The sequence below is a fragment of the Flavobacterium muglaense genome, assembly GCF_014305155.1.
Classification (GTDB): domain Bacteria; phylum Bacteroidota; class Bacteroidia; order Flavobacteriales; family Flavobacteriaceae; genus Flavobacterium; species Flavobacterium muglaense.
The window spans coordinates 21728-47953 of sequence record NZ_JACRUK010000017.1 but is presented as its reverse complement, the minus strand read 5'-3'; the positions used below and the strand labels follow the sequence as shown (position 1 = coordinate 47953).

Here is a 26226-nt window from a genome sequence, read left to right as displayed (position 1 = left end):
TAAAAATGAATTAATATAACCGCGAACTTATTATTCTTTCTCTTAAAAAGAAAGAACAATAAGAATCTAAAAGCAACACCCCCCGTTGTACGTATTTATTCCCCCTCCTTCGGAGGGGGTTAGGGGGAGGAATACTATGAACTTATTTGACGTTTACCCATTATACCCTATTACTCCTGTAAAAGCATTGGATTGTACTATTACAGACGAAAACGGAATTGAATACTTAGATTTATACTCTGGTCACGGAGTTATTTCGATCGGACATACGCAACCGTATTACGTTGCCAAAGTAAAAGACCAATTAGACAAATTGAGCTTTTACTCGAATGCCATCCAAAATCCATTGCAAGTGGAACTGGCAGACAAACTTGGAAAACTTTCAGGTTATACAGATTACAGCTTGTTTTTATGTTCTTCGGGAGCAGAAGCAAATGAAAACGCCTTAAAAATGGCCTCTTTTCATACCAATAAAGCAAGAGTTGTTTCTTTTGAAAATGCTTTTCACGGACGCACGTCGGCAGCTGTGGCGACAACGGATAATCCCAAAATTGTCGCTCCAATAAACGCACAACAAGTCGTTACCTTTTTGCCATTAAACCAAATTGATTTGGTTGAAGCTGAACTTAAAAAAGGAGATGTTGCTTGTGTGATTATCGAACCTATTCAAGGTGTTGGTGGTTTAGATCAAGGAACAACCGAATTTTTTCAAGCGCTCGAAAAAGTCTGTAAAGCACATGATGTCGTTTTGATCATGGATGAGGTACAATCTGGTTTTGGAAGAAGTGGGAAGTTTTTTGCACACCAATTTCACGGGATTACACCTGATATTATATGTATGGCAAAAGGTATGGGAAACGGTTTCCCAATTGGTGGAATTTTAATTGCACCTCATTTTAAAGCAAGCTACGGTTTACTGGGGACAACTTTTGGTGGAAGTCATTTGGCTTGTGCCGCAAGTATCGCTGTTCTTGAAGTGATTGAAAAAGAAAACTTGATGGCAAATGCTAGTAAAATCGAAGCGTATTTCTTGGAAGCTATTAAAGTAATTCCAGAAATAATCAAAGTAAAAGGAAGAGGATTGATGCTAGGAGTCGAATTCGATTTTGATGTAAGCGCCTTAAGAAAGAAAATGATTATCGAAAAACATATTTTTACAGGTGGAGCTAATAATAAAAACTTATTAAGAATTCTGCCTCCGTTAACAATTACAACGGCTGCTATTGATACATTTATTGTGGCTTTGCAGGAGAGTTTGAAAGAGTTGAAGTAATATTTTTTTAAAGTTGCAAAGGCTCAAAGTTTCTGAGTATTGTACAAAAGTGAATTATTACAAAAAGGTATGCGTGAGGGATAGCAGTGGAAATCCTTTTTTATGAATTGTAGCGCAGCGGAAAGAAATAAAAAAGATTGTAACGAATAGCCCGACCCGACTTTTTTGAGGGTCACGCCCAAATAAAAAACAAATATGAAAACAGTATTATCCATAGCAAAAAGAAATGCCGTTTTGAGTTCGATGGCAATCCTATTAGAACAAGAAAGAGCCAACCTTAAAGCTGTAAATCAACAGGATCTAACAAATTATTCAGGTGATGATTTGGCTATGGAGAAACGTTTGCTTGTTGATGATGCGAAGATTGACGGAATGATCTTGTCATTGCAACAATTGACGAGTCAGGAAGATCCGGTGGGGAAAGTTCGTTTTGATTTTACGCATGAAAACGGAATGAAAATCAGCAATAAAACAGCTGCTTTTGGGACTATTTTAATCATTTATGAATCGCGTCCAGACGTCACTGTTGAGGCAGGTGGAATCGCTTTTAAGTCGGGAAACAAGATTTTATTAAAGGGCGGAAAAGAATCTTTACTGTCTAATTTAAAAATTGTGAATCTTTGGCATCAAGCGTTAAAAGATAATGATGTTGCCTCTTCATGGGTGGAATATTTGAATTATGACCGTGCCGAAACGCAAGCTTTCTTAGAAAATCCAACACAAAAAGTAGACTTGATTGTACCACGTGGAGGAGAGCAATTAATTGCTTTTACAAAGAAACATGCAACTTGTCCTGTAATTGTAAGTGGTCGCGGAAATAACTTTGTTTACGTAAATCAAGAAGCCGATTTAGAAAAAGCGTTAGCCATAATTATAAACGGAAAGACCTCAAACATATCGGTTTGCAATGCTTTGGATAAAGTATTAATTGATACTAATTTACCCAATTGGGAAGCTTTTGCAAACGAATTGGTAAGCAAATTAAAAACATTTAATGTGACTATTTTAGGAGATGACGCTTTCGCGAAAGCGACTCAGATTCCAGTGATTGAAAATGATTTGATTTGGTTCGAAGAGTTTTTAGATTATAAAATTGTAATTGGTACCACGCAGTCAGACGAAGAAGCAATTACCAAAATAAATAAATATTGTGGCGGACATTCGGCTTCCATAATTACAGAAAATAACGAAATCGCACAGCAGTTCATGGATAATGTTGATACTGCAGCAGTTTACCACAATGCCTCTACCCGATTCACAGATGGAGGTCAATTTGGACTTGGGGGCGAACTGGCAATAAGTACCGATAAATTGCACCAACGCGGACCGATAGGTTTACAACATTTGGTAACCAATAAATGGTACGTTTACGGACAAGGACAGATACGATAAAAATTGAAAAATTAAAAGATTGAAGCATTTAAAGGATTAACACAACGAAATTTTGAAATTATTAAATCTTTCAATTTTGAAATGAAACTACAATGGCAAAAAAGAGAATATTACTAAAAATAGGAAGCAATACTTTAACCAAGGAAACCAATCATATTTCGAGAGGGAAAATTGAGGATATTGGAATCCAAATTGCGGCTTTAAATGACGATTACGAATTTGTAATTGTGAGTTCCGGTGCAATTGCAGCTGCAAAGCAGTTTGTAAAACTAGAAAGTAAAGGCAAGGAAATTATTGTTAAACAAGCTTTGGCGTCTATTGGGCAGCCACACTTAATGCGAATTTTCCATGAGAATTTCAAAGATTTAGGGCTATTAACATCGCAGTGTCTACTATCCTATTCTGATTTCGAAAAAGAACAATCTAAAGTCAATATTGTCAACACCATTAATGTGTTAATCGAGAACAATTACATCCCGATTATCAATGAAAATGACACGGTTGCAACAGACGAAATCCAGTTTGGAGATAACGATAAGTTGGCTGCATTAACTGCTGTCCTTCTGAATGTCGATATTTTGATTATTGCAACAAACACAAACGGAATTTACACCAAAGCCTCTATTCACGACGCTGCTCCAGAGACTATTTTACAAGTCAATGATCTAGCTTTGATGGCACAAGAAGTTGGCGATTCAAAATCATCACATGGAACTGGTGGTATGCAATCTAAAATTGAAGCTGCAGCGATTGCAAAAGCAGCAAATATTGAAACTTGGATCGTGAATGGCTTGAAAGACGATTTTATTTTGAATGCCATAAAAAACAGTATTCCGTTCACGAAAATAGTATAAGACAAAATGGAACGCGGATGACGCGGATTCGCTAAAGTGAAAATGCAGAAAATAAATCGTTTCATAATAACCTAAACTAAATAAATTGAAAATCCGCTTTGATCAGTGTCTTTGCGATAGCAAATCCCTATCATCAGCGTCCAAATACATAAAACAATGAATTACATCTCTTTAAAAAACATAGACTCACTCGAAAAATGGGTGAAGCAAGCTTTAAAAATTAAAAAAAAGCCACTTAAAAACAAAAAACTAGGTAAAAACAAAACCTTAGGAATGTTGTTTTTCAATCCAAGTTTAAGAACGCGTTTAAGCACTCAAAAAGCGGCTTTAAACTTAGGAATGAACGTCATGGTAATGAATTTTACCAACGAAGGCTGGACACTAGAATTTGAAGATGGAGCCGTGATGAATCAAGGCGCTTCAGAACACATTAAGGAAGCGGCTGAAGTAGTTTCGCAATATTGCGATATCATTGCAGTAAGAGCTTTTGCTGGCTTAGTAGACAAAGAAAAAGACAATGCCGAAACTGTTTTGGCAGGTTTTTTAAAACACGCTACAGTGCCTATCGTGAACATGGAAGGTTGTACGGGTCACCCTTTGCAAGCACTTGCTGATGCCATTACAATGGCAGAACACAAAACGGAGCATAAACCAAAAGTAGTATTATCATGGGCGCCACATCCTAGAGCATTGCCTCAGGCTGTAGCCAATTCATTCGTGGAAATGATGTTATTGCAAGATGCTGATTTTGTAATTACACATCCTGAAGGATACGAACTAAATCCTGAAATTACTAAAGGAGCTACTATTGAGCACGATCAAAACAAAGCGTTTGAAAACGCCGATTTTATCTATACTAAAAACTGGAGCAACTATATTGATTACGGTAAAATCACAAATAGTGATCCCAGTTGGACCGTAACCGCTGAGAAAATGGCATTGACGAATAATGCTAAATTCATGCACTGTTTACCTGTCAGACGTAATGTAATTGTTGCTGATGAAGTGATTGACAGCGAAAACTCGATTGTAATAGAACAAGCCAATAATAGAACCTATGCAGCGCAACTAGTGCTACAAAAAATACTTGAAAATGCACAAGAAAAAACCCATTACAGTAGTTAAAATTGGAGGAAACATTATTGATGACGCTCAAGAACTCAAGCAGTTTCTCGCTGATTTTGCTAAAATTGACGGACTAAAAGTATTGGTGCATGGTGGCGGAAAATCGGCGACTAAGATGGCGCAAAGCATTGGCTTAGTTCCTCAAATGATTGATGGACGCCGTATTACTGATGCTGCTATGCTTGAGGTTGTCGTGATGATTTATGCGGGTCAAATCAATAAAGACATTGTAGCGCAATTACAAGCTAACGATGCCAATGCAATGGGATTCTCTGGAGCAGATGGAAATTTAATCCAGTCGGATAAAAGAAACCACCCAACAATTGATTACGGATTTGTAGGTGATGTAAAAAAAGTCAACACTACCCTATTAGAGACATTACTAAATAGCGGAATAGTCCCTGTTTTCTGTGCGATTACACACGATAAAAACGGACAATTATTAAACACGAATGCCGATACAATTGCAAGCGAATTAGCAATAGCTTTATCTGAATTTTTTGAAGTAACACTAAGTTATTGCTTCGAAAAACCAGGTGTTCTATACGATGCCGAAGACGACAGCTCAGTTATTACAAAAATGAATCCTGAGTTGTACGCCAAATTAAAGGCTGAAAAAGCCATTCATTCCGGTATGATTCCTAAATTAGACAACTGTTTCAATAGCTTATCCAAAGGGGTGCAACAAATTAAAATTGGGCATCACAAAATGTTACAAAATACAAATGCGGTTTGTACAACTATAGAGTTATAATAACATACCATGAAAAATCACCATTAAGAAATTAAGGACTTTAAGCTTAATTTACTAAATATCTTAATGGTAAGTTTACAACTGAAAATTTCAGTTTTAAGATTCGACATACAAAAAATATGAAAAACAAAGAAACACTTACTCAAGAAGCAATTGCCTTATTAAAAAACCTGATTGAAACGCAGTCTTTTTCAAGTGAAGAGGAACATACTGCTGTTCTAATCGAAAACTGGTTTGCTGTTAACGCCATTCCGTTTGAGAGAGAAAACAACAATATTTGGGCGTACAACAAGACATTCGATAAAAATAAACCAACACTATTGCTGAACTCGCATCACGATACCGTGAGACCCAATCAGGCGTATACTAAAGCCCCTTTGAAAGCCATTGTCGAAGATGGAAAACTATACGGTTTAGGTAGTAACGATGCTGGTGGTTGCTTAGTTTCACTGTTGGCTACTTTTGTCCATTTTTATGCTGCAGAAAACTTGCCGTACAATATTGTAATGGTAGCTTCGGCAGAAGAAGAAAGCAGCGGTAAAAAAGGCTTAAATAGTGTCTTAAAAAGTCTTCCCGAACTAGAATGTGCCATCGTGGGTGAGCCTACTTTGATGCAATTGGCTATAGCCGAAAAAGGGCTACTTGTTCTCGATGTTAAAATCAAAGGAACGCCAAGTCATGCTGCACATCAAAATGAAGACAACGCTTTGTACAAAACAATTCCCGTAATGGAATGGTTTAAAAACTATAGCTTTGATAAAGTATCGGACCAATTGGGCCCCGTTAAAATGACTGTAACCCAGATCAACGCTGGAAAACAACACAATGTAGTTCCGTCTGAATGTGATATCGTAGTTGATATTCGCGTTAACGACTGCTACACGAATCACGAAATTTTGGCTATCGTACAAGAACAGGTAAATGCCGAAGTTACGCCTCGCTCTATGAATTTAAGTTCGTCATCAATCCCCGAAAATCACGGTTTAGTACTAGCTGGAATCGCTTTAGGAAGATCAACTTATGGCTCTCCAACGCTTTCAGACCAGTCGGTTTTGAGCTGTAAATCCTTGAAATTAGGCCCTGGAGATACGTTGCGGTCGCACTCAGCTGACGAATTTATATATTTAAACGAAATCGAAGAAGGAATCGACTTGTACATCAAGATCCTAACTGATTTTTTAAAACAATAAAATAATTAGAAGCTATTCCCGCTATCCGTTACAATCTTTTATTTTTAAAAGAAAAAAAATAAAAGGATTTTCACTGCTATCGGGGCTAGAACTAAGTACACCGAAGGAACATCTAATAATAAACTCTGAGATCCTCTGACTAAACTCTGAGATCCTCTGCGAAACAAAAAACACAAAGAAAGCGACAGTCTAAAAACTTGAAACTTTAAACCTGAAACAAAAAACAAATATGAAACTTTGGGAAAAAGGAATACCTACTGATAAACAAATAGAACAATTCACTGTGGGGAACGACAGAGAACTGGATTTAGTTTTGGCAAAATACGATGCTTTAGGCTCTATTGCTCACGCTAAGATGTTAGGAAACATTGGTTTATTAACCACTACCGAAACTGATTTTTTAGTAGCTGCATTAAACGAAATCATCGCTGATGTAGCCGCAGGAAATTTCGAAATCGAAGATTCATTTGAAGATGTACATTCGAAAATTGAATATTTATTGACTGCAAAACTAGGTGACGCTGGAAAAAAAATCCATACTGCACGCTCTCGAAACGATCAAGTTTTAGTGGATGTGAATTTGTATTTAAAGGATGTCGTTATCGAAATGAAAGCGCAAGTGAAAGCGCTTTTCGATTTGTTAATGGAATCGGCAGAGAAATATCAAAATGTTTTGTTGCCAGGATATACCCATTTACAAATAGCGATGCCATCATCTTTCGGAATGTGGTTTTCTGCTTATGCCGAAACCTTGATTGATGACATCACGATGTTAAATGCCGCTTTGAAAGTAGTAGATCAAAATCCGCTAGGATCGGCCGCCGGTTATGGTAGCTCCTTCCCTATTGATCGTACTTTTACTACCAAAGAATTAGGATTCGAAACTTTAAAATACAATTCGGTTGCCGCTCAAATGAGCCGTGGAAAATCCGAGAAAACATTGGCTTTTGCGATGAGTAGCGTGGCAGCAACTTTGGCTAAATTCTCTATGGATGTGTGTTTGTACATGAGTCAGAATTTTGATTTCATTGGTTTACCGGCACATTTAACTACAGGTTCGAGCATAATGCCGCACAAGAAAAACCCAGACGTGTTTGAATTAATTCGTGGAAAATGCAACAAAATTCAAGCGTTACCATACGAAATCACTTTAATCACTAACAACTTGCCAAGTGGTTACCACAGGGATTTACAGTTGTTAAAAGAAGGATTATTTCCAGCCATTCAAAACTTGCAAGCCTGTTTAGACATTGCTATTTTTTCGATTAAAGACATCAAAGTAAAAGACAATATTTTATCTGATAAAAAATACGATTACCTGTTTACAGTAGATACTTTGAACGAAATGGTAGTTGCAGGAATGCCATTTAGAGATGCTTACAAAGCTGTTGCGGAACAATTAGAAAACGGAACCTACCAATCACCAAAAGCAACCCAACACACACATGAAGGAAGCATAAACAATCTATGTTTGACTGAAATTAAAGAGAAAATGAACCAAGCGTTCTAATTACAATACGATCTGTTTGTTTTAATCCATTCCTCAAAAAGAATGGATTTTTTTCGTTTCATTAGTATTCAACAAGAAGAAACTATTGTTTTATGCAAAAAACTACCCCATTAAACTTATATTTGATATTCAAAATTATAAATCAATGCTATGAAAAAATTTGAAGAACAGGCAACGCAAGGCCTTTTGGATAAAGATTTAATAACCACAGAGCAATTCGACCGTATTCAAGGGTATCGAAATTTAGATCTTTTTTCACTGCATGCGGAGTTAAAATTATTTTTGTATGTTTCAGTATTAATGTTCACCTCGGGTATTGGTATTTTAATTTATCAAAATATAGACAGCATCGGCCACATTGCTATCCTTGGTTTATTACTAACTATAACTGTTGCTTGTTTTTACTTCTGTTTTAAAAACTCCGCAGGGTTTCACAAAATGCAAACACAATTTCAAAATCCCATATTTGATTACCTCATTCTAGCTGCTGTATTACTGAGCTGCATCTTTGTAGGTTATTTGCAGTTTCAATACACTGTTTTCGGCACCCATTACGGCTTAGCTACAATTGTACCCACGACAATAGCTTTCTTTTGCGCTTATTATTTTGATAATAAAAGCGTCTTATCTATTGCCATAACAGGCTTGGCTGCTTATATAGGTCTATCGGTTTCCCCGCAATCTTTGGTTCATAATGATTTTTACCAAACAACTACTTTAAGCTATTCAGCAATACTATTAGGTGTTTTATTAGTTGCCTGGACGGTTTATAGTTCTAAAACCAATCTAAAAAAACATTTCGGCTTAGTGTTTCTTACTTTTGCTTTGCACATTATGAGTATCGCTTGCATCAACAATTTATTTGAAAACTATTGGGGGATTTTTGCATTAATTTTAGCCACTTCTAGCTTCTTTTTCTATTTTACTAGCTATGAATTTAAGTCGGTTACTTTATTTGTATTTACAATAATTTACGCTTACATCGGACTAAATATTGTGCTTGTTACTATTTTCGAATTCTTAAATATTGATGACGATTTATTTATCTCACTCTTTTTCTTAGTTCCTTTTTACTTCATAGGTTCTATTATTTTATTTATCCGTCTTATTAAGCAATTCAATAAAAACAACAGCCATGATACAATACAATAAAGCCGAGTTAGAGCAAGTGTTTTTAGTTGAAGAGGGACGTTCTTTACAAAAAGCAGGGTTTATAAATGCTAAACAATTCACTAAAATTGATACCGACTTAAAGGTTCTTAAATACCATAAAAACATCTTAATACGCATTGGTTTCTTTCTTTTAGGCAGCTTCTTGTACGCCTCCATTTGTGGATTTATAACATTAATTAGTATCGATGCAATTGATAATGAATATCAGTTTTTGATTTATCTATTTGCCATTATTGGCTTTATTGGTACCGAGTTTTTGACTAATCAAAAATATTACGGATACGGCCTTGATGATGCTTTTATACTTGGTGCACAATTATGTCTAGCGATAGCTGTGGGGATTTCTACACATGGAAACGAACTAACAATTGCGTTACTACTTACATTTACATCTTTTCTGAGTTATCTTAGATATGTGCATCTTTCTATGGCTTTGTTGTTTTGCTTAACATCCACTTATTCGGTTGTTTTTATAATGTTTGACTTGGGCGCTTTCGCAAAAACTATTTTGCCGTTCACCATGATGCTTTTTGCAATAGCGATCTATTTTATCTGCAAAAGAATACTACACAAACTAACTGCTCCTTTTTATTATAAAGGAATCCTTTTAGCGCAATCTTTTGCGCTAGTGCTATTTTACTTATCAGGAAATTATTTGGTAGTGCGAGAACTCTCAAGTGAATTAATGGGTGTCGTGATGGCGCCAAACAGTGATATTCCGCTTGCTTTTCTATTTTATGCATTTACTTTCCTAATTCCTGCAAGCTATTTGGTTTTGTCGCTACTAAAAAAAGACCGCTTTATGCTTTGGATCGGACTAGCAACACTTTGCTTTTCGATATTCACCATCCGTTATTATTATTCGGTATTACCTATTGAAGCTGCTTTAACAATTGGAGGTTTGGCTTTGTTTGCTTTTACTTATTTCTCCATAAAAAAGATAAAAAACAATACCACAGGAGTAACTTTTCAACCTGACCGTTTCTCGCAAGGAAATGTCTTTGGCACGGCCGAAATTCTTATGGCTTCTCAAATGGGATTAAAACCCGAAACTACAGTCGATTCTCCAATGGAGTTTGGCGGTGGGGATTTTAGTGGTGGTGGTTCTGGTGGTAGTTTTTAAAGTAAATGAGCGAATAGTTCAATAGCCACGGATTCACAGATTAAAAAAAATGTTGCATCTATAAAAAAAGATTCACAACTACTATCTGTGAAACTATTTTCTATTTTCTAAGTTATTGCAAAATAAAAATTGCGAATTTGCGGTAAAAAAAATGATTGTCGTTTTTCATCCTCAACGCAGTACCAAAAAAATTAACCGCAAATTCGCAAATTAAAACAGTACTGCATTAAAAAAAAACAGATTCACAAATTAAAGTCTGTGAATCTGCAATCCTTTTAGTTAAAACTATTGAATAAAAATTTGCGAATTTGCGGTAAAAATATGATTGCCGTTTTTCATCCTCAACTCAGTACCAAAAAAATTAACCGCAAATTCGCAAATTAAAACAGTACTGTATTAAAAAAAAAAAAACAGATTCACAAATTAAAATCTGTGAATCTGTGGCCTAAAGGTCTTTTTAGTATTTTTTAAACTTTACTAATCGTGTATCAAACTATACTTTAGTTTTCAATTCTCCAGCATCAATATCACTATGAGAAACATTGTAAACTGCTTTACCGTTTTTGATCAAGATCAATTGTGGTGATTGGTGTTGTACTCCAAAACGGCTAGCGATATCATTTGAAATTTCGCGAAAAGCAATTAAATCCAAAAAATAAGGTGTTACTTTTTCTGGAAAGTCAAACTCGTTTTCAAATTGTTTCAACGCCATACGGCTAATGCTGCATCTGGTACTATGCTTAAAAATAGCAACGGGTTTGTCTTTCGATTCTGCTATTATTTCGTCAAGCTGACCAATAAAGTTCAATGGTTCCCAGTCCATTTTGATATTGGATTCGTTTGGATTTTCAGAACTTCCAAAAATATTTTTAAAAAAACTCATAATTTGTCGGTATTTCAGTCATTTTGACTGGTTTATATGATAAAGATCATCTTTTATAAGCCATTTTGTCTCTACTTTTACTATGGAATATAAATTGATGTTTCACTCGCAAAGATAAAACAAATTACTAATAAACACAGCTTGTCTCTTTTTTCAAAACTAAAAATACAAGCTTGTTATTAAACTATAAAAACATGAACATAAATAAATTTACCATTAAGTCGCAGGAAGCCATTCAGCAATCGCAACAATTGGCTCAAGGTTATGGACAGCAACAAATAGAAAACGAACATATTTTTAAGGCCATATTTGAAGTCGATGAAAATGTAGCACCCTTTATTTTGAAAAAACTAAATGTAAATGTGTCCTTATTTATCCAAGTTTTAGACAGTACCATTCAAAGTTTTCCAAAAGTTTCTGGTGGCGAAGTAATGCTTTCAAGAGATGCGAACAAAGCTCTAAACGAAGCAGAGATTATTGCAAAAAAAATGAACGATGAATTTGTTTCTATCGAGCATTTAATTTTGGCTATTTTTGGTTCAAAAAGTAAAGTTTCTCAAATCTTAAAAGACCAAGGTGTAACCGAGAAAGGTTTGAAAGCAGCTATTGACGAATTGCGAAAAGGAGAACGTGTAACCTCTGCCTCTGCCGAGGAAACGTACAACTCTTTAAACAAATACGCCAACAATTTAAATGAGTTGGCCAAAGCCGGGAAACTAGATCCAGTTATTGGCCGCGACGAAGAAATTAGACGGGTATTGCAAATCTTGACACGTAGAACCAAAAACAATCCGATGCTTGTGGGAGAGCCTGGCGTGGGTAAAACCGCCATTGCCGAAGGTTTAGCACATCGTATCGTTGATGGTGATGTACCTGATAACTTGAAGGATAAAATCGTTTTCTCACTCGATATGGGTGCCCTAATTGCGGGAGCCAAATTCAAGGGAGAGTTTGAAGAACGCTTGAAAGCCGTTGTAAAAGAAGTAACTGCCGCCGAAGGTGACATTGTGCTTTTTATTGATGAGATTCACACGCTTGTAGGTGCAGGTGGTGGCGAAGGCGCTATGGATGCCGCTAATATATTGAAGCCAGCCTTGGCTCGTGGAGAACTAAGAGCTATTGGTGCAACGACCTTGGACGAATACCAAAAATATTTCGAAAAAGACAAAGCCCTAGAGCGTCGTTTTCAGAAAATTATTATTGAAGAACCCGATACCGAAAGTGCAATTTCGATTCTTCGTGGAATCAAAGAAAAATACGAAACACACCATAAAGTCCAAATCAAAGATGAGGCCATTATTGCCGCTGTAGAATTATCACAGCGTTATATTACGAATCGTTTTCTTCCAGACAAAGCCATTGATTTAATGGATGAGGCGGCTTCAAAAATTAGAATGGAGATCAACTCTAAACCGGAAGAACTGGACGTTTTAGACCGAAAGGTGATGCAACTCGAAATCGAAATTGAAGCCATCAAGCGCGAAAAAGATGAGAGCAAACTCAAAGTCCTTGGTATGGAATTGGCCAATTTAAAAGAAGACCGCAACACCATTTATACCAAATGGAAATCGGAGAAAGATGTGGTGGATAATGTACAAGCCATCAAGACTGAGATTGAAGACTATAAATACGAAGCAGAACGTGCGGAGCGTGATGGAGATTACGGAAAAGTAGCCGAAATACGTTACGGAAAAATCAAGGAAGCGCAAGAGCGATTGGATATTTTGCACAAAGAATTAGTCGAAAATCAAGCTGGAGGCAGTTCATTAATTAAAGAAGAGGTAACTCGCGAAGACATTGCTGAAGTAGTGGCTAAATGGACAGGAATTCCAGTTATGAAAATGCTACAAGGCGAACGCGAAAAACTATTGCATCTTGAAGAAGAATTGCACCGCCGCGTGGTAGGTCAAGAGGAAGCTATTGAAGCGGTCAGTGATGCTGTACGCCGTTCTCGTGCGGGTTTGCAGGACATGCGCAAACCCGTGGGAAGTTTCCTTTTCTTGGGGACAACCGGTGTGGGTAAAACAGAATTGGCGAAAGCCTTAGCCGAATATTTATTTGACGATGAAAACGCTATGACACGCATCGATATGAGTGAGTACCAAGAACGCCACAGTGTGAGCCGTTTAGTGGGTGCGCCTCCCGGATACGTAGGTTATGATGAAGGCGGACAGTTGACAGAGGCCGTGCGCAGAAAACCATATTCAGTTATTTTATTAGATGAAATCGAGAAAGCACATCCAGACACCTTTAATATCTTGTTGCAAGTATTAGATGAAGGTAGATTAACGGATAATAAAGGACGTCTAGCCGATTTTAAAAACACCATAATCATCATGACTTCCAACATGGGAAGTCAGATTATACAAGAGAAATTCGAGAATATCAAAGGCAGTCTTGAAGAAACTACTGAGGTAGCCAAAGTAGAAGTGTTGAACTTATTAAAACAAACGGTCCGACCTGAATTCATCAATCGTATCGACGAGATTGTGATGTTTACGCCTCTAACAACGGCAAATATTACTAAAATCGTGAGTTTACAACTAAAATCAGTTACTAAAATGCTGGCCCTGCAAGGCATCACCATGGACGCCACACCCGATGCAATTACACATCTTTCTGAAAAAGGTTTTGATCCACAATTTGGAGCTCGCCCCGTGAAACGTGTGATTCAACGTGAGGTATTGAACAAGTTGTCGAAGGAGATTTTAGCTGGCAAAATAGCAACCGATAGCATCATTCTTTTAGATGCTTTTGATGGCGAATTGGTTTTTAGAAATCAAACCGAATTAGTAGAATAAATAATTATATTTTTTTTTTGTAGTAAGAGAACACCAGTCACAAGGCTGGTGTTTTTTTGTGCTTTTTTTTAGGAGCAGAACGTTTTTTTTTTCATAATCACCTTCCCTCCTGCTCTCGGCTATATCTCTTCGTTGCACTACGAGGATGCCGCCTCGATCAGGGCTGATTAAAACAACTAGATTTCATAAGAAGCTTATTAAAAAAACTAAAAACAGTTTGTCAAGTTTCTTAAAGGGATGACTACTTGCTCAAAAGACAAGTTTGGGCAAGTAAATCGTTGCGTATCGCTGTGCTCTCTTTGCGTATCTCTGCATAGTAAAAAACAACAAAATAGCGCTCTAGATAAATAATGATAATTAATTCCTTTTATACGCTTACTTTTGCAAAAACAAATTCCGATGAAAATAATTGCGCTTCCTGACGAACTCCCGATACAAAAATCGGATTTTGTAAAAGTATACGATTATCAAAGTGATCAGGAAATAACCAAACAACAAATTATTTTAAACCAAAATACTTTTAGCTTCCTTGCAGAGGGCACTAAAGATGTTTTTTTTGATAATTCGGCTTGGTCAATTGATAATTCTCATTTCTTGTTAATGAAAGCAGGGCATTGCTTAATGACTGAGAAGCTATCAGCAGGTAAAAATTATAGAAGCATCCTACTGTTTTTTTCCAATGAAACCTTGCTAAAGATTGTCAAAAAAACAGCTGTAGATCAAGCTGAATTTAGTAGTAAAAAGTCCGTTTACTCTTTTAAATACGATGACTTTATCAAGCGTTTTGTAACTAGTTTGCTAGATATATCTAAATTAACCAAAACTACACAAGAAAAATTACTGGAAGTAAAACTGGAAGAAATTATTCTCTATTTAACAGCAATTGATGGAGTAGAATTTGTTCATGCACTACTTTCAAACAGCAATAACAGCCAGCAAAAAATTATTCAAACAGTCGAAAACAATCTCTTGAATAAATTAACGATCACTGAATTGGCTTTTTTATGCAATATGAGTATTTCCACTTTTAAAAGAGAATTTGAAAAACATTATGCCGAATCCCCTATTAAATGGTTTCAAAACAAACGGCTAGAACACGCTTATTTTTTACTTCATCAGGAACATAAAAATGCTTCCGAAATTTATTATGAAGTTGGGTACGAAAATCTATCTAGTTTTATTCAAGCGTACAAATCAAAATATGGTATCACTCCAAAGCAAGATGGAAAAAGCTGAACTTTTAGCAACAGTTTTTGAACCTTTTCATCTTCTTTAGATCAAGCATTGACTCTACATTTGCAAAAACATTTAAAACACACAAAATGAAAAAAGCAAGTTTAGTTTTAGCATTATCATTACTATTTTCGACTACTATTTTCGCACAAAAAACATTTACTTTAACTAGTAAAAACCTAGGCGGACAAGCAACTAAATCTCAAGAATTCAATGGTTTTGGTTGTTCTGGTGATAATTTATCGCCTCAATTAAGTTGGGCTAACGCTCCTGAAGGAACAAAGAGTTTTGCTGTTACGATGTATGATCCAGATGCACCTACAGGCAGCGGGTTCTGGCACTGGGTGGTAGTAGACATTCCATCAAACGTCAATGAACTTGTACAAAACGCAGGAAACGTAACCCTTAATTTAACTCCAAAAGGGGTTATTCAAAGTACAACTGACTACGGTATTAAAGGATTTGGAGGTCCATGTCCACCTGAAGGTCACGGATATCATGAATACATCATCACCGTTTTTGCTCTAAAAACAGATAAGCTAGGAACAAATGAAAATACAAACCCTGCTGTTGTAGGCTTTAATCTCTGGAACCAGACTTTAGCAAAAGCTAGTATTGTTGTTTATTATAAAAGATAGAAATTAAAAAAACGGATAGAAATTCAATTTCAATCCGTTTTTTTATTTCATACTGTACCGTCACACTTCTTTGCTTCCGCAAATAAATTGCAGTTGTCAAAATGTAATTTTTAAGCAATTTTCAAAATGCGGTTTATTGGGATACCTACACCTTTTTTTAATACTACACTTTCATCTGTAAGTGCCCAAACGGTTGTTTCTACCATCTTTTTAGACTGCTCATCTTCAAAAAAGATTTGGATTTTAGAATGTTCTAAATTTCCTAAAGAAAGTGCACGCTCTAGTTCGGTTTTTCTTTGATTGATCGCGTTATCGTCTTCTAAAACTTCTACATGTGGAAATTTTAAGGTTTGTATGTTTTCTTTCTCGATGATTTCAAAATCAGTATTCATAATGACTTATATTTTATTAATAATCTGGTTCAATTGATTTGGTACACGAGTCCTCTTTTATTTAGGATTGTTTAACAAATATAAAATACATTTGGCCTAACCGATACCTACGTTATCACTATTTTAACAAACCTCTTTTTAATAGTCGACATAAATTCTTATTTTTGCAATCTAAAAATTTATCTGATGCCAAATAAAAAATATAAAATAGCTGTTATCCAATTGAACCTTAACGATGTTGCCGAAAACAACTTGAAAAAATGTTTAAGTTGGGTACGTGATGCAGCAGCTCAAGGTGCCGAAGTGATTTCCTTGCCAGAATTGTACAGCAGTCATTATTTCTGTCAAAGTGAAGATGTGGATAATTTTGCTTTAGCTGAACCACTTTACAGTACTTCCTTCATTGCTTTTAGCGCTTTGGCAAAGGAATTGGGTGTAGTGATTATTGTTCCATTTTTCGAAAAAAGAATGGCTGGCATCTATCACAATAGCGCTTACATTATCGATACTGATGGATCTGAAGCTGGACTATATAGAAAAATGCACATTCCAGATGACCCACATTTTTATGAAAAATTCTACTTTACACCTGGTGACTTAGGATTTAAAACGATACCAACACAAAAAGGAAAGATAGGTACCTTAATTTGTTGGGATCAATGGTATCCAGAAGCAGCTCGTTTAACGGCTCTTCAAGGTGCTGAGGTTTTATTTTACCCAACAGCTATTGGATGGCATCCAGCCGAGAAAGACGAATATGGAGTTAACCAACATGGTGCTTGGATGAGTGTAATGAAAGGGCATGCTGTAGCAAATGGTGTTTATGTTGCTGCCGCAAATAGAATTGGTCTAGAGCAATACTTACCAGATACAGCTGGAATTCAGTTTTGGGGATCTTCGTTTATTGCTGGACCACAAGGAGAAATTTTGGCGCAAGCCTCACATGATAAAGAAGAAATCTTAATTGCCGAAGTAGATCTTGACTTACAAGAAAATGTACGCCAAAACTGGCCGTTTTTTAGAGACAGACGAATTGACGCTTTTGGTGACATTACTAAAAGAGCAATCGACTAATTATGAGTACTACAAACAACCGAAGATTTCCGGCAGAATGGGAAAACCAACAAGGGATATTACTTTGTTTTCCACATAACGGAAAAGACTGGCCTGGAAAATACGAAGCGATTCAATGGGCTTTTGTCGAATTTATAAAAAAAGTAACGACTTACGAAACTGTTTTCTTAGTCGTTGCCGATGAAAAACTAAAAGAAAAAGTAACCCAAATGCTCGAAATGGCAAGAGTAAATCTTGATCAAGTTTCCTTTATTGTTCAAAAAACCAACAGAAGCTGGATGCGTGATTCTGGTCCTATTGTGGTTCAGAACAACGGTAAAAGAGAAGCGTTGAACTTTAATTTTAATGGTTGGGCGAAGTATAAAAATTTCCAATTAGACAAACACATTCCTGCAACAGTTGCTCGTCATCTGAACATGCCTATTACGCAAGTAACGTATAAAGGTAAACCTGTAATTATTGAAGGGGGAGCAATTGATGTAAACGGTAAAGGAACATTATTAACTTCAGAAGAGTGCTTGATGCATCCCGATATTCAAGTTCGTAATCCCGGATTTACAAAGGCGGATTATGAAGCTGTATTCAAGGAATATCTTGGTGTTACTAATGTGATCTGGCTTGGAGACGGTGTAGAAGGTGACGATACCCACGGACATATTGATGATTTATGTCGTTTTATCAATGAAGACACCATAGTCACCATTGTAGAAATGGACTCAAAAGACGCTAATTACAAACCATTGCAGGACAACTTAAAGCGTTTGCAAGAAGCTAAACTAGAAAATGGAAAATCACCAGTGATTGTAGCTTTACCAATGCCTAAACGTATTGATTTTGAAGATTTAAGATTGCCTGCTAGTTATGCCAATTTCTTAATCCTGAATAAATGTGTTTTAGTACCTACCTTCAATGATGCTAACGACCGTAAAGCCTTAAATATATTGGCAGAATGCTTTCCTGATCGCGAAATCATTGGAATTAGTGCTATTGATTTGATCTGGGGATTTGGAACACTTCATTGTTTGAGTCAACAAATACCAGCTTAAACTATTTTTCGATTAGATTATTCTTATAATAAAAAACACCAGCAAATATGCTGGTGTTTTTATATGCTATAAATCGGATTTTATTATTTATCCTTTGTAAAAGGAATTTTTTGATCGGCACTGATAATCATATCAAAACCAGATTTATCTTCATTAAACTGGAATTTTAATCCTGCTCTTGTAGATTCAAATAAATCTTTACCTATTGGTTCAACAGTAAACTGGGGGTAATCAGTAATTAAAACATTTAGCACTGAATTCTTTTCAGAGAATGTTATTTTGATAGGGGCTTTTGTATTTGAATACGTACCTAAATAACCATCCAAAATCACATCTTTTTCAATTGCACCAGCACCACTTGTCCAAACATTATTTGATTCATTGCTATCAGGAAACACATGATCAGGATCTAAAGTAATACTTTCTATTTCTTCTGTAGAATTGTGCTTGAATGACCATGAATTATTTCTTTGCCATACTTCAACAGGTAATTTTACTCTGTCTACTTTACCACTTTTTAATTTTACATCTAAAACGATTGGCATTGGCATTTTTTCGAAATTCTCAACTGTAATTATGACTCCTTGTTTAGGATCATTTTTTACGTATTTGATTCCGTTAATACCTTGATCAAAACGCCAGTTGTTTTGAAACCATCCTCTCCAAAACCAACTTAGATCTTCACCCGAAACATTTTCCATTGTTCTAAAGAAATCATCTGGTGTAGGATGTTTAAAAGCCCATCTTTCTACATAAGTTCTAAAAGCCAAGTCAAAACGTTCAGCTCCTAAAACTTGCTCGCGTAGCACAATCAGACCAGAACTAGGTTTAAAATAACACAACATCCCTATATTTGCTTCCTTCATATTATCAGGAGAGCTCATAATCGTTTCTAACTTTGGACTTGTAAAAGCTTCGGCCATATTATGTAAATCAGTAGCTTGACTTTTATATTCTCCATTGTTAAAATCAACTGAACTAAGTGAGTTGATAAAAGTATTAAACCCTTCATCCATCCATCCAAATAAACGCTCGTTTGAACCTACAATCATAGGAAACCAGTTGTGACCAAATTCATGGTCTGTAACTCCCCATAGATCCTCTCCTTTTGACTCCCATCCACAAAAAACAATTCCTGGGTACTCCATTCCACCTTCATTACCTGCTACGTTTGTAGCCACTGGATAAGAGTATTCAAACCATCTTTTTGAATAATTTTCAATTGATGCTTTTACAAACTCTGTTGAACGACCATAGGCTCCATTTCCTCCACTCTCTACTGGATACGCAGATAATGCTAAAGACTTTTTACCGCTAGGAAGATCGATTTTGGCTCCATCTAGAATGAAAGCTGCCGAAGATGCCCAAGACATATCCCTTGCATTCTTTAGCTTATAATGCCACGTTTTAGTAGCTGTACTTGTTTTTAATGCTTCTACTTCTTCTTGAGTACGTATGAATACTGTTTTATCACTTGCTTTTGCCTTCGCTAATCTCGCTTGCTCTGTTGCACTATAAACCGCTGTAGGATTTACTAATTCTCCTGAACAAACTACAATATGATTTGCTGGAGCGGTGATATTAATATCAAAATCTCCATACTCTAAATAAAACTCTGACGCTCCCAAATAGGGATTTGTGTTCCATCCGCGTACGTCATCATACACACACATACGTGGATACCACTGTGCAATAGTAAATATTTTTCCGTTTTTAGTGTCTAAAACTCCTGTTCTGTCTGATCCTTCTTTGGGTGAAATATAAGAGAAATCAATTTTAATTTTAACCGCACCACCTTTAGCTTTTAATTCTTGAGGAAGAAAAACTTGCATTCTAGTATCGGTTATTAAAAACTTTGTCTCTAGCTCAGTTGTTTTACCATTAGTAGTGTTAACAATTTTAACCGATTTGATTCTATGTCCTCCGTCAAAAACTTCTCCTTGTGCACCATTACGACTACCTGTAAGTGGTACAACCGCGTTTCCGCGAGAGTCTGCTTTAAATAAATTTTGATCTACATTCATCCAAACAAAACTCATTTTGTCAGGACTATTATTGGTGTACGTAATTATATCAGTACCAATAATTTCGTTAGTGTTTTCATTTAATTTTGCTGTTAATACATAATCAGCTCTGTTTTGCCAATACTCAGCTCCTGGTTGACCGCTAGCTGAACGTGTAGTAGTTCCATTTTTAGAATAAAAAAATGGCGCAAAAGCATCATGATAATTGTAATTTGAAACCGGAGCAGCTGCCTTGGTTTCTGGCATTTCTTGTGCCCAAAGGGAGGAAATTCCAAATAATAAAGCCAATGGTAAGCCGGCTTTGAACCTAATATTTTTCATCTGTTGTTATTTTACTACCAAATTAACGAAAAAAAAGCTTAGCAGTAAATTAAATTCAATGCTTTTATCAAAAATTAAGAAAATTTTATCGAAAACATATTTTAGAGAAATTTTGGAATAAAATAAAAATTATAAAATACATTTACAGTAATTATCACCCCAAAAAGTAAAAAGAATGACTACAACACTTTTCAATTCAGACTTAACTGCTAAAATAAATCATCTTGGTGCCGAATTATTTTCATTAGAATCAAATAACAAGGAATACATCTGGGAAGGAAATCCTGAATTTTGGGGAAAACACAGTCCGATTCTTTTTCCCATTGTTGGAACATTAAAAAATAATACATACAGTTTTAAAGGCAAGCCTTACAAGCTATCACGCCACGGATTTGCTAGAGATAACGAATTTGTACTTATTGAAAAGCAAGATCATCGTGCCGTGTTTTCTTTGAAATCTAACACGGATACTTTAAAAGTATATCCTTTTGATTTTGAACTGCAAATTATTTATACTCTAGCAGGCAATGATTTAACAATTGCGTACCAAGTTATTAATAGTAGTACTACTCCAATGCCATTCTCTATTGGTGCTCATCCTGCTATCGCATTAACGGGTGATTTTGAAAAATATAGTATTCAATTTGAAAAAAACGAACCTTTACAATACCACTTATTAGAAGATGATTTAATTTCGAATAAAACAGAAACCCTTTCTACAACAGATAATAAAGTAGCTTTAAATTACAAAATATTTGAGAACGATGCTTTGATTTTTAAAACTTTAGAATCAGATTATTTAACTATTTTAGAAAATAAAAAACCTTTGATAAGAGTGCATTATAAAGATTTTCCACATTTGGGAATTTGGACAAAAACAAATGCCCCTTTTCTTTGCATCGAGCCTTGGTTTGGTTACTCTGACTCCACTGAAACCACCGGAAACATTATGCAAAAAGAAGGAATTCAAATTCTACAACCAAAATCAACTTTTAACGCTGAATTTAGCATCCAAATATTATAAAAAAAAATGTTAACAATCAATTTTAGTCCGTTCCCAAATTTAGAAACAGATCGTTTGACCCTTAGAAGCGTTACTGTAAATGACGTTAATGAAATTTTTGACTTGCGTTCTAATAAAGAAGTAATGAAATACATCCCGAGACCTATTGCCAAAACACTGGACGATGCTTTAGATCATATCAATACTATTAACGCAATGATTGATAAAAACGAAGGCATAAATTGGGGAATTAGTTTTAGAGGAAGCCCTAAATTAATAGGTATAATAGGCCACTATAGAATTCAACCACATAATCACCGCGCTGAAGTAGGCTATATATTAAACCCTGAATTTCATGGTCAAGGAATTATTCCTGAAGCGATGAAAAAAGTTATTGCATATGGATTTAATGAAATGAAGCTACATTCTATCGAAGCTGTCATCAATCCAAAGAATAACGCCTCAGAAAGAGTGCTCCAGAAAAGTGGTTTTAAAAAAGAAGCTCATTTTATTGAAAATCATTTGTACGAAGGAGAATTTCTTGACACTGTCATCTATTCATTGTTAAATAATTCTTAATTACTATTATTTCATCAACATCATGTACTAAAAAGTCTAGATTTGTGTTAGTAATACCTCCACTAGGATAGTGGCATTAGCTACTAGACACAACTTTTATAATTTATGAAAAAATTGCTCTTACTACCCCTACTTTTAGTTGCGATGCATTCGCAATCCCAGACATACGTAAAAGTAAATGCGTTTACAACGCTTTTAACAATACCAAACGTGGCTGTTGAAACCAAAATTGGAGAAAAATCAACTTTAAATTTTGATGTACTAGCCTCACTCTGGAAGTCGGTTAACGGGAAACCTCGTGAATTTTATACTTTCACCTCAGAGTATCGGTATCATTTTAAGAGTACGGATAATGGATTTTATGTAGGAGGAAACATCGGCTTAAGTGCATACAATTTTCAAAAGTGGAATTATATCAACACTGATTACTACGAAAGAGGAAAAGGATACTTCATTGGCTCAACCATTGGTTATAAAGCTAAAATAAATGACAAATTTTACCTAGACTGTTTTCTAGGCGGTGGATGGCACCAAGGATTCTACAGAGGTTACCGCATTAGTGACGGTACTAGATATGAGCATGCCCAGCATTATAACAAAAGTGGTGAATGGTTTCCATACCGCGGTGGTGTAATGGTTTCGTATAAATTAAACTAACTACAAAAATTTAGAAACGTTTTTTACATACAACTCTTCTACTTCTTTCCTTGCCCAATCTGTTTTACGTAAAAATGTTAAACTTGACTTGATACTAGGGTTATCATTAAAACATTTAATTTTTATTAATTCGCCCAAAGTATCAAACCCAAAATGAGCTTCTAGTTTTTCTAAAATCGTTTTTAAAGTAATACCGTGCAATGGGTCTTTTGACTGTTGTTTTTCCATATTGCAAATTTATACCAATTTTATAAAAAAAATTGCTGATTCATACATTTGTTGCTACATTTGTCACCCTATGCTAAAAACTGTCAACATACTAAATAAAAGAGCTCGATTTGATTACGAAATAATCGAGAAATTCACTGCTGGAATTGTTTTAGCAGGTACCGAGATAAAATCCATCCGTCTAGGTAAGGCAAATATTACCGAAAGCTTTTGTGAGTTTAGTAATAACGAACTTTTTGCTATCAATACCTATATCGAAGAATACACTTTTGGAAATCAGTTTAATCATAAAGCTAGAAGTGAAAGAAAACTGCTTTTGAACAAACGCGAACTAAAAAGTCTGGAAAGAAGTGTGCAAGCCAAAGGTTTAACTATTGTTCCTTTAAAATTATTTACTAATGAAAAAGGAATGGCGAAACTTGAAATAGGACTTTGCCGTGGTAAGAAAACATACGATAAGAGAGAATCTTTAAAAGAACAAGATACAAAACGTGATTTAGACCGAATCAAAAAAGCTTTTTAAAACCATACCTACTATTCATCGATTGCTTAGTCAAATCAACTTATTTATTTTTATTGTAGCAACATCTATTTTCAACTTGCTAGAAAAGAAGATTTGCTTGAGGTAGTGAAATATTGTGTCAAATTTTTTTCACCAAAATATTATGACTAATTTTGTCAAGACAATATTAAACATATTTTGATCATGAAAACTTTACTAAAAGCAGCAAGAGAAACAAAAGCACTTAAAACAAGAGAATTAGCGCAATTGACAGCTATTGACCAAGCATTAATTAGTAAATTTGAAAGTGGTTCTCGTAAACCTACCAAAGAACAAATAATCAAATTGTCATCTATTCTAGAAATTGACTACGAAACATTGATGATAGCGTGGTTAAAAGAAAAAATTCTTTATGAAATTGGTGACGAACATTTTGCTCTTAAAGCCTTAAAAGAAGCCGAAGAAGAGTTAAACTACATAAGAATAGCAAGTCCCAACCAAAAAATATCCAAAGAGCTACAGCTTTTGTTAAATGAAATAGATGCTTTAAAAATTAAATTAGATAAATTTCGTCAATTTGATAGTTTTAGAATAGCTCAAGCACTTGAGCTAGAATATACTTTCGAAAGTAATCGAATCGAAGGAAATACATTAACATTACGTGAGACTGATTTAGTCATCAACGAAGGTTTGACGATCTCAGGAAAAAGTATGCGTGAACATCTTGAAGCTATTAACCATCAAGAGGCCATAGCCTACATCAAGCAGTTAATTGAGAAAAATAATCCCCTTAATGAGCGTGAAGTTTTATCTATACACAACTTGATCTTACGAGGAATTCAGCCTGAAGATGCAGGTCGATATCGACAAGTTCAAGTGATGATAAAAGGAAGTAGTTATATGCCTCCACAACCGTATATGGTTACTAAAAACATGGAGGATTTCTATATGTGGTACGAAACGTATAAATCTAAACTCCATCCTATTATTTTAGCCGCCGAAATGCACGAACGTTTGGTAACCATTCATCCATTTATTGATGGAAATGGAAGAACTTCACGATTAGTTATGAATTTAATTTTATTGCAGCATGGATATGTAATTGCTAATATCAAAGGAAACTATGAAAGTCGCATGCAATATTATCAATCACTTGAAACGGCTCAAACTCAAAACAACAAAGAAGATTTCCTGCTATTTATTGCTCAAATTGAGAAAGAAAGCTTGGAGCGTTATATTGGGATTATTGCGCAATAAATCAGTGACATCCGTAGTCTAATTCTCAATGCTTTTTCACAAAGATTCACAAAGAAAATAGAGCAACACAAAGTGAATAAAAAATCAGTTTAAATCTGTTTAAATCCGCGTCATCCGCGTGCCATCTCTCAATGTTTTTTCACAAAGATTCACAAAGAAAACAGAGCAACACAAAGTGAATGAAAAATCAGTTTAGATCTGTTTAAATTAGTGACATCCGTGGGCTAATTCTAAACACTATTTCACAAAGATTCAAAGAAAACAGAACAGCACAAAGTGAATGAAAAATCAGTTTAAATCAGTGACATCCGTGGGCCATCTCTCAATGCTTTTTCAAAAAGATTCACAAAGAAAACCAGTCCCATATAGGTCCCAATTCTCCATACACTTCCTCCTAGAAAACGCGAGTGTTTTAATTTTTATCTTCTAATAATGGAACGAATCTAAACTCCCCTAATTCATGTTTTTCGAACTGAGTTTCGTTTTTTCGAATCAATAAAGTCATAATTTGCACATCATCGCCAAGCGGAATAACAAGCCTTCCTCCTATTTTTAACTGTGCCATTAAAGGTTGTGGAATAAATGGTGCACCAGCCGTTACAATAATACTATCAAAAGGTGCAAATCCAGGCAACCCTTTGTACCCATCTCCAAAAGTAAGATGTTTAGGTCTAATTCCTAATTTTGGTAACAAAGCTGATGTTTGCTTGAATAATTCATTTTGACGTTCTACACTATATACCTTTGCTCCCATCATGTACAAAACAGCAGTTTGATAGCCCGAACCAGTGCCTATTTCTAAAACTTTATGATCTTTTTCTATCTCAAGCAACTGAGATTGAAAGGCTACTGTATACGGTTGTGAGATCGTTTGCCCAGCACCTATAGGGAAAGCCTTATCTTGGTAGGCATAATTTTCAAAGCTTGAATTCAAAAAAAGATGTCTGGGAATCTTTTTGATTGCTTCCAGAACATTTTTATCTGTTATTCCTTTCTCTTGTAAAACGCTTACTAATTGGTTTCGAAGTCCTTGATGTTTGGCTGTATCTTTCAAACTTTATTAATTTTATTTTGGTAAAAATAGAAAAGAAATTCTAATTCCAATTGCCAATTTTTAATTTTTAAATAGGCAAATAATTGTGCCTTATCTCTAATTAATTAATCATTTTATTCCTATTTTTGTAGAAATTACAA

The 26226-nt window shown here is 35.3% G+C and carries 24 protein-coding genes; 19 read left to right on the top strand and 5 right to left on the bottom strand.

What is annotated here, in order from left to right; translation table 11 throughout:
- The first annotated feature begins 136 nt into the window (after positions 1 to 136).
- The 9 genes from H8R24_RS08960 to H8R24_RS08920 all read left to right on the top strand — a co-directional run bounded on the left by H8R24_RS08960 (position 137) and on the right by H8R24_RS08920 (position 10394).
- Positions 137 to 1273, top strand: a complete 1137-nt coding sequence (locus H8R24_RS08960; protein ID WP_187018233.1) for an aspartate aminotransferase family protein — start codon at positions 137 to 139, stop codon at positions 1271 to 1273.
- Between the two features lie 195 nt (positions 1274 to 1468).
- A complete protein-coding gene (locus H8R24_RS08955) occupies positions 1469 to 2665 on the top strand; it encodes a glutamate-5-semialdehyde dehydrogenase (RefSeq protein ID WP_187018232.1) in 1197 nt (398 codons plus the stop codon).
- A gap of 92 nt (positions 2666 to 2757) precedes the next feature.
- A complete protein-coding gene (proB, locus tag H8R24_RS08950) occupies positions 2758 to 3519 on the top strand; it encodes a glutamate 5-kinase (protein WP_187018231.1) in 762 nt (253 codons plus the stop codon).
- Positions 3520 to 3675: 156 nt separating this feature from the next.
- Complete coding sequence (locus H8R24_RS08945; RefSeq protein ID WP_187018230.1) at positions 3676 to 4644, top strand: N-acetylornithine carbamoyltransferase; 969 nt, start codon at positions 3676 to 3678, stop codon at positions 4642 to 4644.
- Positions 4613 to 5398 (top strand): acetylglutamate kinase, encoded by a 786-nt coding sequence (argB, locus tag H8R24_RS08940; RefSeq protein WP_187018229.1) that lies wholly within the window; start codon positions 4613 to 4615, stop codon positions 5396 to 5398. The genes H8R24_RS08945 and argB overlap by 32 nt, the downstream gene beginning before the upstream one ends.
- A gap of 119 nt (positions 5399 to 5517) precedes the next feature.
- A complete protein-coding gene (locus H8R24_RS08935; protein WP_187018228.1) occupies positions 5518 to 6588 on the top strand; it encodes a M20 family metallo-hydrolase in 1071 nt (356 codons plus the stop codon).
- 229 nt (positions 6589 to 6817) lie between these two features.
- Positions 6818 to 8098, top strand: coding sequence for an argininosuccinate lyase (gene argH, locus H8R24_RS08930; protein WP_187018227.1), 1281 nt, complete (start codon positions 6818 to 6820; stop codon positions 8096 to 8098).
- 150 nt (positions 8099 to 8248) lie between these two features.
- Positions 8249 to 9250, top strand: a complete 1002-nt coding sequence (locus H8R24_RS08925; RefSeq protein WP_187018226.1) for a DUF2157 domain-containing protein — start codon at positions 8249 to 8251, stop codon at positions 9248 to 9250.
- Positions 9234 to 10394 (top strand): hypothetical protein, encoded by a 1161-nt coding sequence (locus tag H8R24_RS08920; RefSeq protein ID WP_187018225.1) that lies wholly within the window; start codon positions 9234 to 9236, stop codon positions 10392 to 10394. The genes H8R24_RS08925 and H8R24_RS08920 overlap by 17 nt, the downstream gene beginning before the upstream one ends.
- 493 nt (positions 10395 to 10887) lie before the next feature.
- Here the strand turns inward: H8R24_RS08920 and ytxJ are convergent, their stop codons facing one another.
- Positions 10888 to 11277, bottom strand: coding sequence for a bacillithiol system redox-active protein YtxJ (gene ytxJ / locus H8R24_RS08915; RefSeq protein ID WP_187018224.1), 390 nt, complete (start codon positions 11275 to 11277; stop codon positions 10888 to 10890).
- A 194-nt stretch (positions 11278 to 11471) separates the two neighbouring features.
- Between ytxJ and clpB the strand changes: the two genes are divergently transcribed.
- The 3 genes from clpB (at position 11472) to H8R24_RS08900 (ending at position 15949) form a co-directional block, all read left to right on the top strand.
- Positions 11472 to 14078: an ATP-dependent chaperone ClpB gene (gene clpB / locus H8R24_RS08910; RefSeq protein WP_187018223.1), complete on the top strand. Its 2607-nt coding sequence runs from the start codon at positions 11472 to 11474 to the stop codon at positions 14076 to 14078.
- A gap of 399 nt (positions 14079 to 14477) precedes the next feature.
- Positions 14478 to 15314 carry a helix-turn-helix domain-containing protein gene (locus tag H8R24_RS08905; RefSeq protein WP_187018222.1) on the top strand — a complete coding sequence of 279 codons (837 nt, stop codon included), beginning with the start codon at positions 14478 to 14480 and terminating at the stop codon, positions 15312 to 15314.
- Between the two features lie 86 nt (positions 15315 to 15400).
- Positions 15401 to 15949 (top strand): YbhB/YbcL family Raf kinase inhibitor-like protein, encoded by a 549-nt coding sequence (locus tag H8R24_RS08900; RefSeq protein ID WP_187018221.1) that lies wholly within the window; start codon positions 15401 to 15403, stop codon positions 15947 to 15949.
- A gap of 110 nt (positions 15950 to 16059) precedes the next feature.
- On the opposite strand, the gene H8R24_RS08895 is transcribed toward H8R24_RS08900, so the two are convergent.
- Positions 16060 to 16341 carry a hypothetical protein gene (locus H8R24_RS08895; protein ID WP_187018220.1) on the bottom strand — a complete coding sequence of 94 codons (282 nt, stop codon included), beginning with the start codon at positions 16339 to 16341 and terminating at the stop codon, positions 16060 to 16062.
- 186 nt (positions 16342 to 16527) lie between these two features.
- Between H8R24_RS08895 and H8R24_RS08890 the strand changes: the two genes are divergently transcribed.
- Entirely contained in the window at positions 16528 to 17415 is an 888-nt protein-coding gene (locus H8R24_RS08890) for a carbon-nitrogen hydrolase (protein WP_187018219.1), read from the top strand.
- Positions 17416 to 17417: 2 nt separating this feature from the next.
- Positions 17418 to 18461 (top strand): agmatine deiminase family protein, encoded by a 1044-nt coding sequence (locus H8R24_RS08885; protein WP_187018218.1) that lies wholly within the window; start codon positions 17418 to 17420, stop codon positions 18459 to 18461.
- Positions 18462 to 18544: 83 nt separating this feature from the next.
- Here H8R24_RS08885 and H8R24_RS08880 read toward each other — a convergent pair whose 3' ends face one another.
- Positions 18545 to 20806 (bottom strand): M1 family metallopeptidase, encoded by a 2262-nt coding sequence (locus H8R24_RS08880; RefSeq protein ID WP_187018217.1) that lies wholly within the window; start codon positions 20804 to 20806, stop codon positions 18545 to 18547.
- Positions 20807 to 20981: 175 nt separating this feature from the next.
- On the opposite strand from H8R24_RS08880, the gene H8R24_RS08875 reads away from it, so the two are divergent.
- The 3 genes from H8R24_RS08875 (at position 20982) to H8R24_RS08865 (ending at position 23045) form a co-directional block, all read left to right on the top strand.
- Positions 20982 to 21830: an aldose 1-epimerase family protein gene (locus H8R24_RS08875; RefSeq protein WP_187018216.1), complete on the top strand. Its 849-nt coding sequence runs from the start codon at positions 20982 to 20984 to the stop codon at positions 21828 to 21830.
- Between the two features lie 6 nt (positions 21831 to 21836).
- Entirely contained in the window at positions 21837 to 22388 is a 552-nt protein-coding gene (locus H8R24_RS08870) for a GNAT family N-acetyltransferase (RefSeq protein WP_187018215.1), read from the top strand.
- Between the two features lie 105 nt (positions 22389 to 22493).
- Positions 22494 to 23045: a DUF3575 domain-containing protein gene (locus tag H8R24_RS08865; RefSeq protein WP_187018214.1), complete on the top strand. Its 552-nt coding sequence runs from the start codon at positions 22494 to 22496 to the stop codon at positions 23043 to 23045.
- Here the strand turns inward: H8R24_RS08865 and H8R24_RS08860 are convergent, their stop codons facing one another.
- Entirely contained in the window at positions 23046 to 23273 is a 228-nt protein-coding gene (locus H8R24_RS08860; RefSeq protein ID WP_187018213.1) for a VF530 family protein, read from the bottom strand.
- Positions 23274 to 23343: 70 nt separating this feature from the next.
- Here H8R24_RS08860 and smpB point away from each other — a divergent pair, with 70 nt between their 5' ends.
- The gene (gene smpB / locus H8R24_RS08855) at positions 23344 to 23796 is read left to right on the top strand and encodes an SsrA-binding protein SmpB (RefSeq protein ID WP_187018212.1); all 453 of its coding nucleotides are present in this window, start codon (positions 23344 to 23346) and stop codon (positions 23794 to 23796) included.
- 183 nt (positions 23797 to 23979) lie between these two features.
- Positions 23980 to 25032 (top strand): Fic family protein, encoded by a 1053-nt coding sequence (locus tag H8R24_RS08850; RefSeq protein ID WP_187018211.1) that lies wholly within the window; start codon positions 23980 to 23982, stop codon positions 25030 to 25032.
- A gap of 412 nt (positions 25033 to 25444) precedes the next feature.
- Here the strand turns inward: H8R24_RS08850 and H8R24_RS08845 are convergent, their stop codons facing one another.
- The gene (locus H8R24_RS08845) at positions 25445 to 26086 is read right to left on the bottom strand and encodes a protein-L-isoaspartate(D-aspartate) O-methyltransferase (protein ID WP_187018210.1); all 642 of its coding nucleotides are present in this window, start codon (positions 26084 to 26086) and stop codon (positions 25445 to 25447) included.
- Between the last annotated feature and the right edge of the window lie 140 nt (positions 26087 to 26226).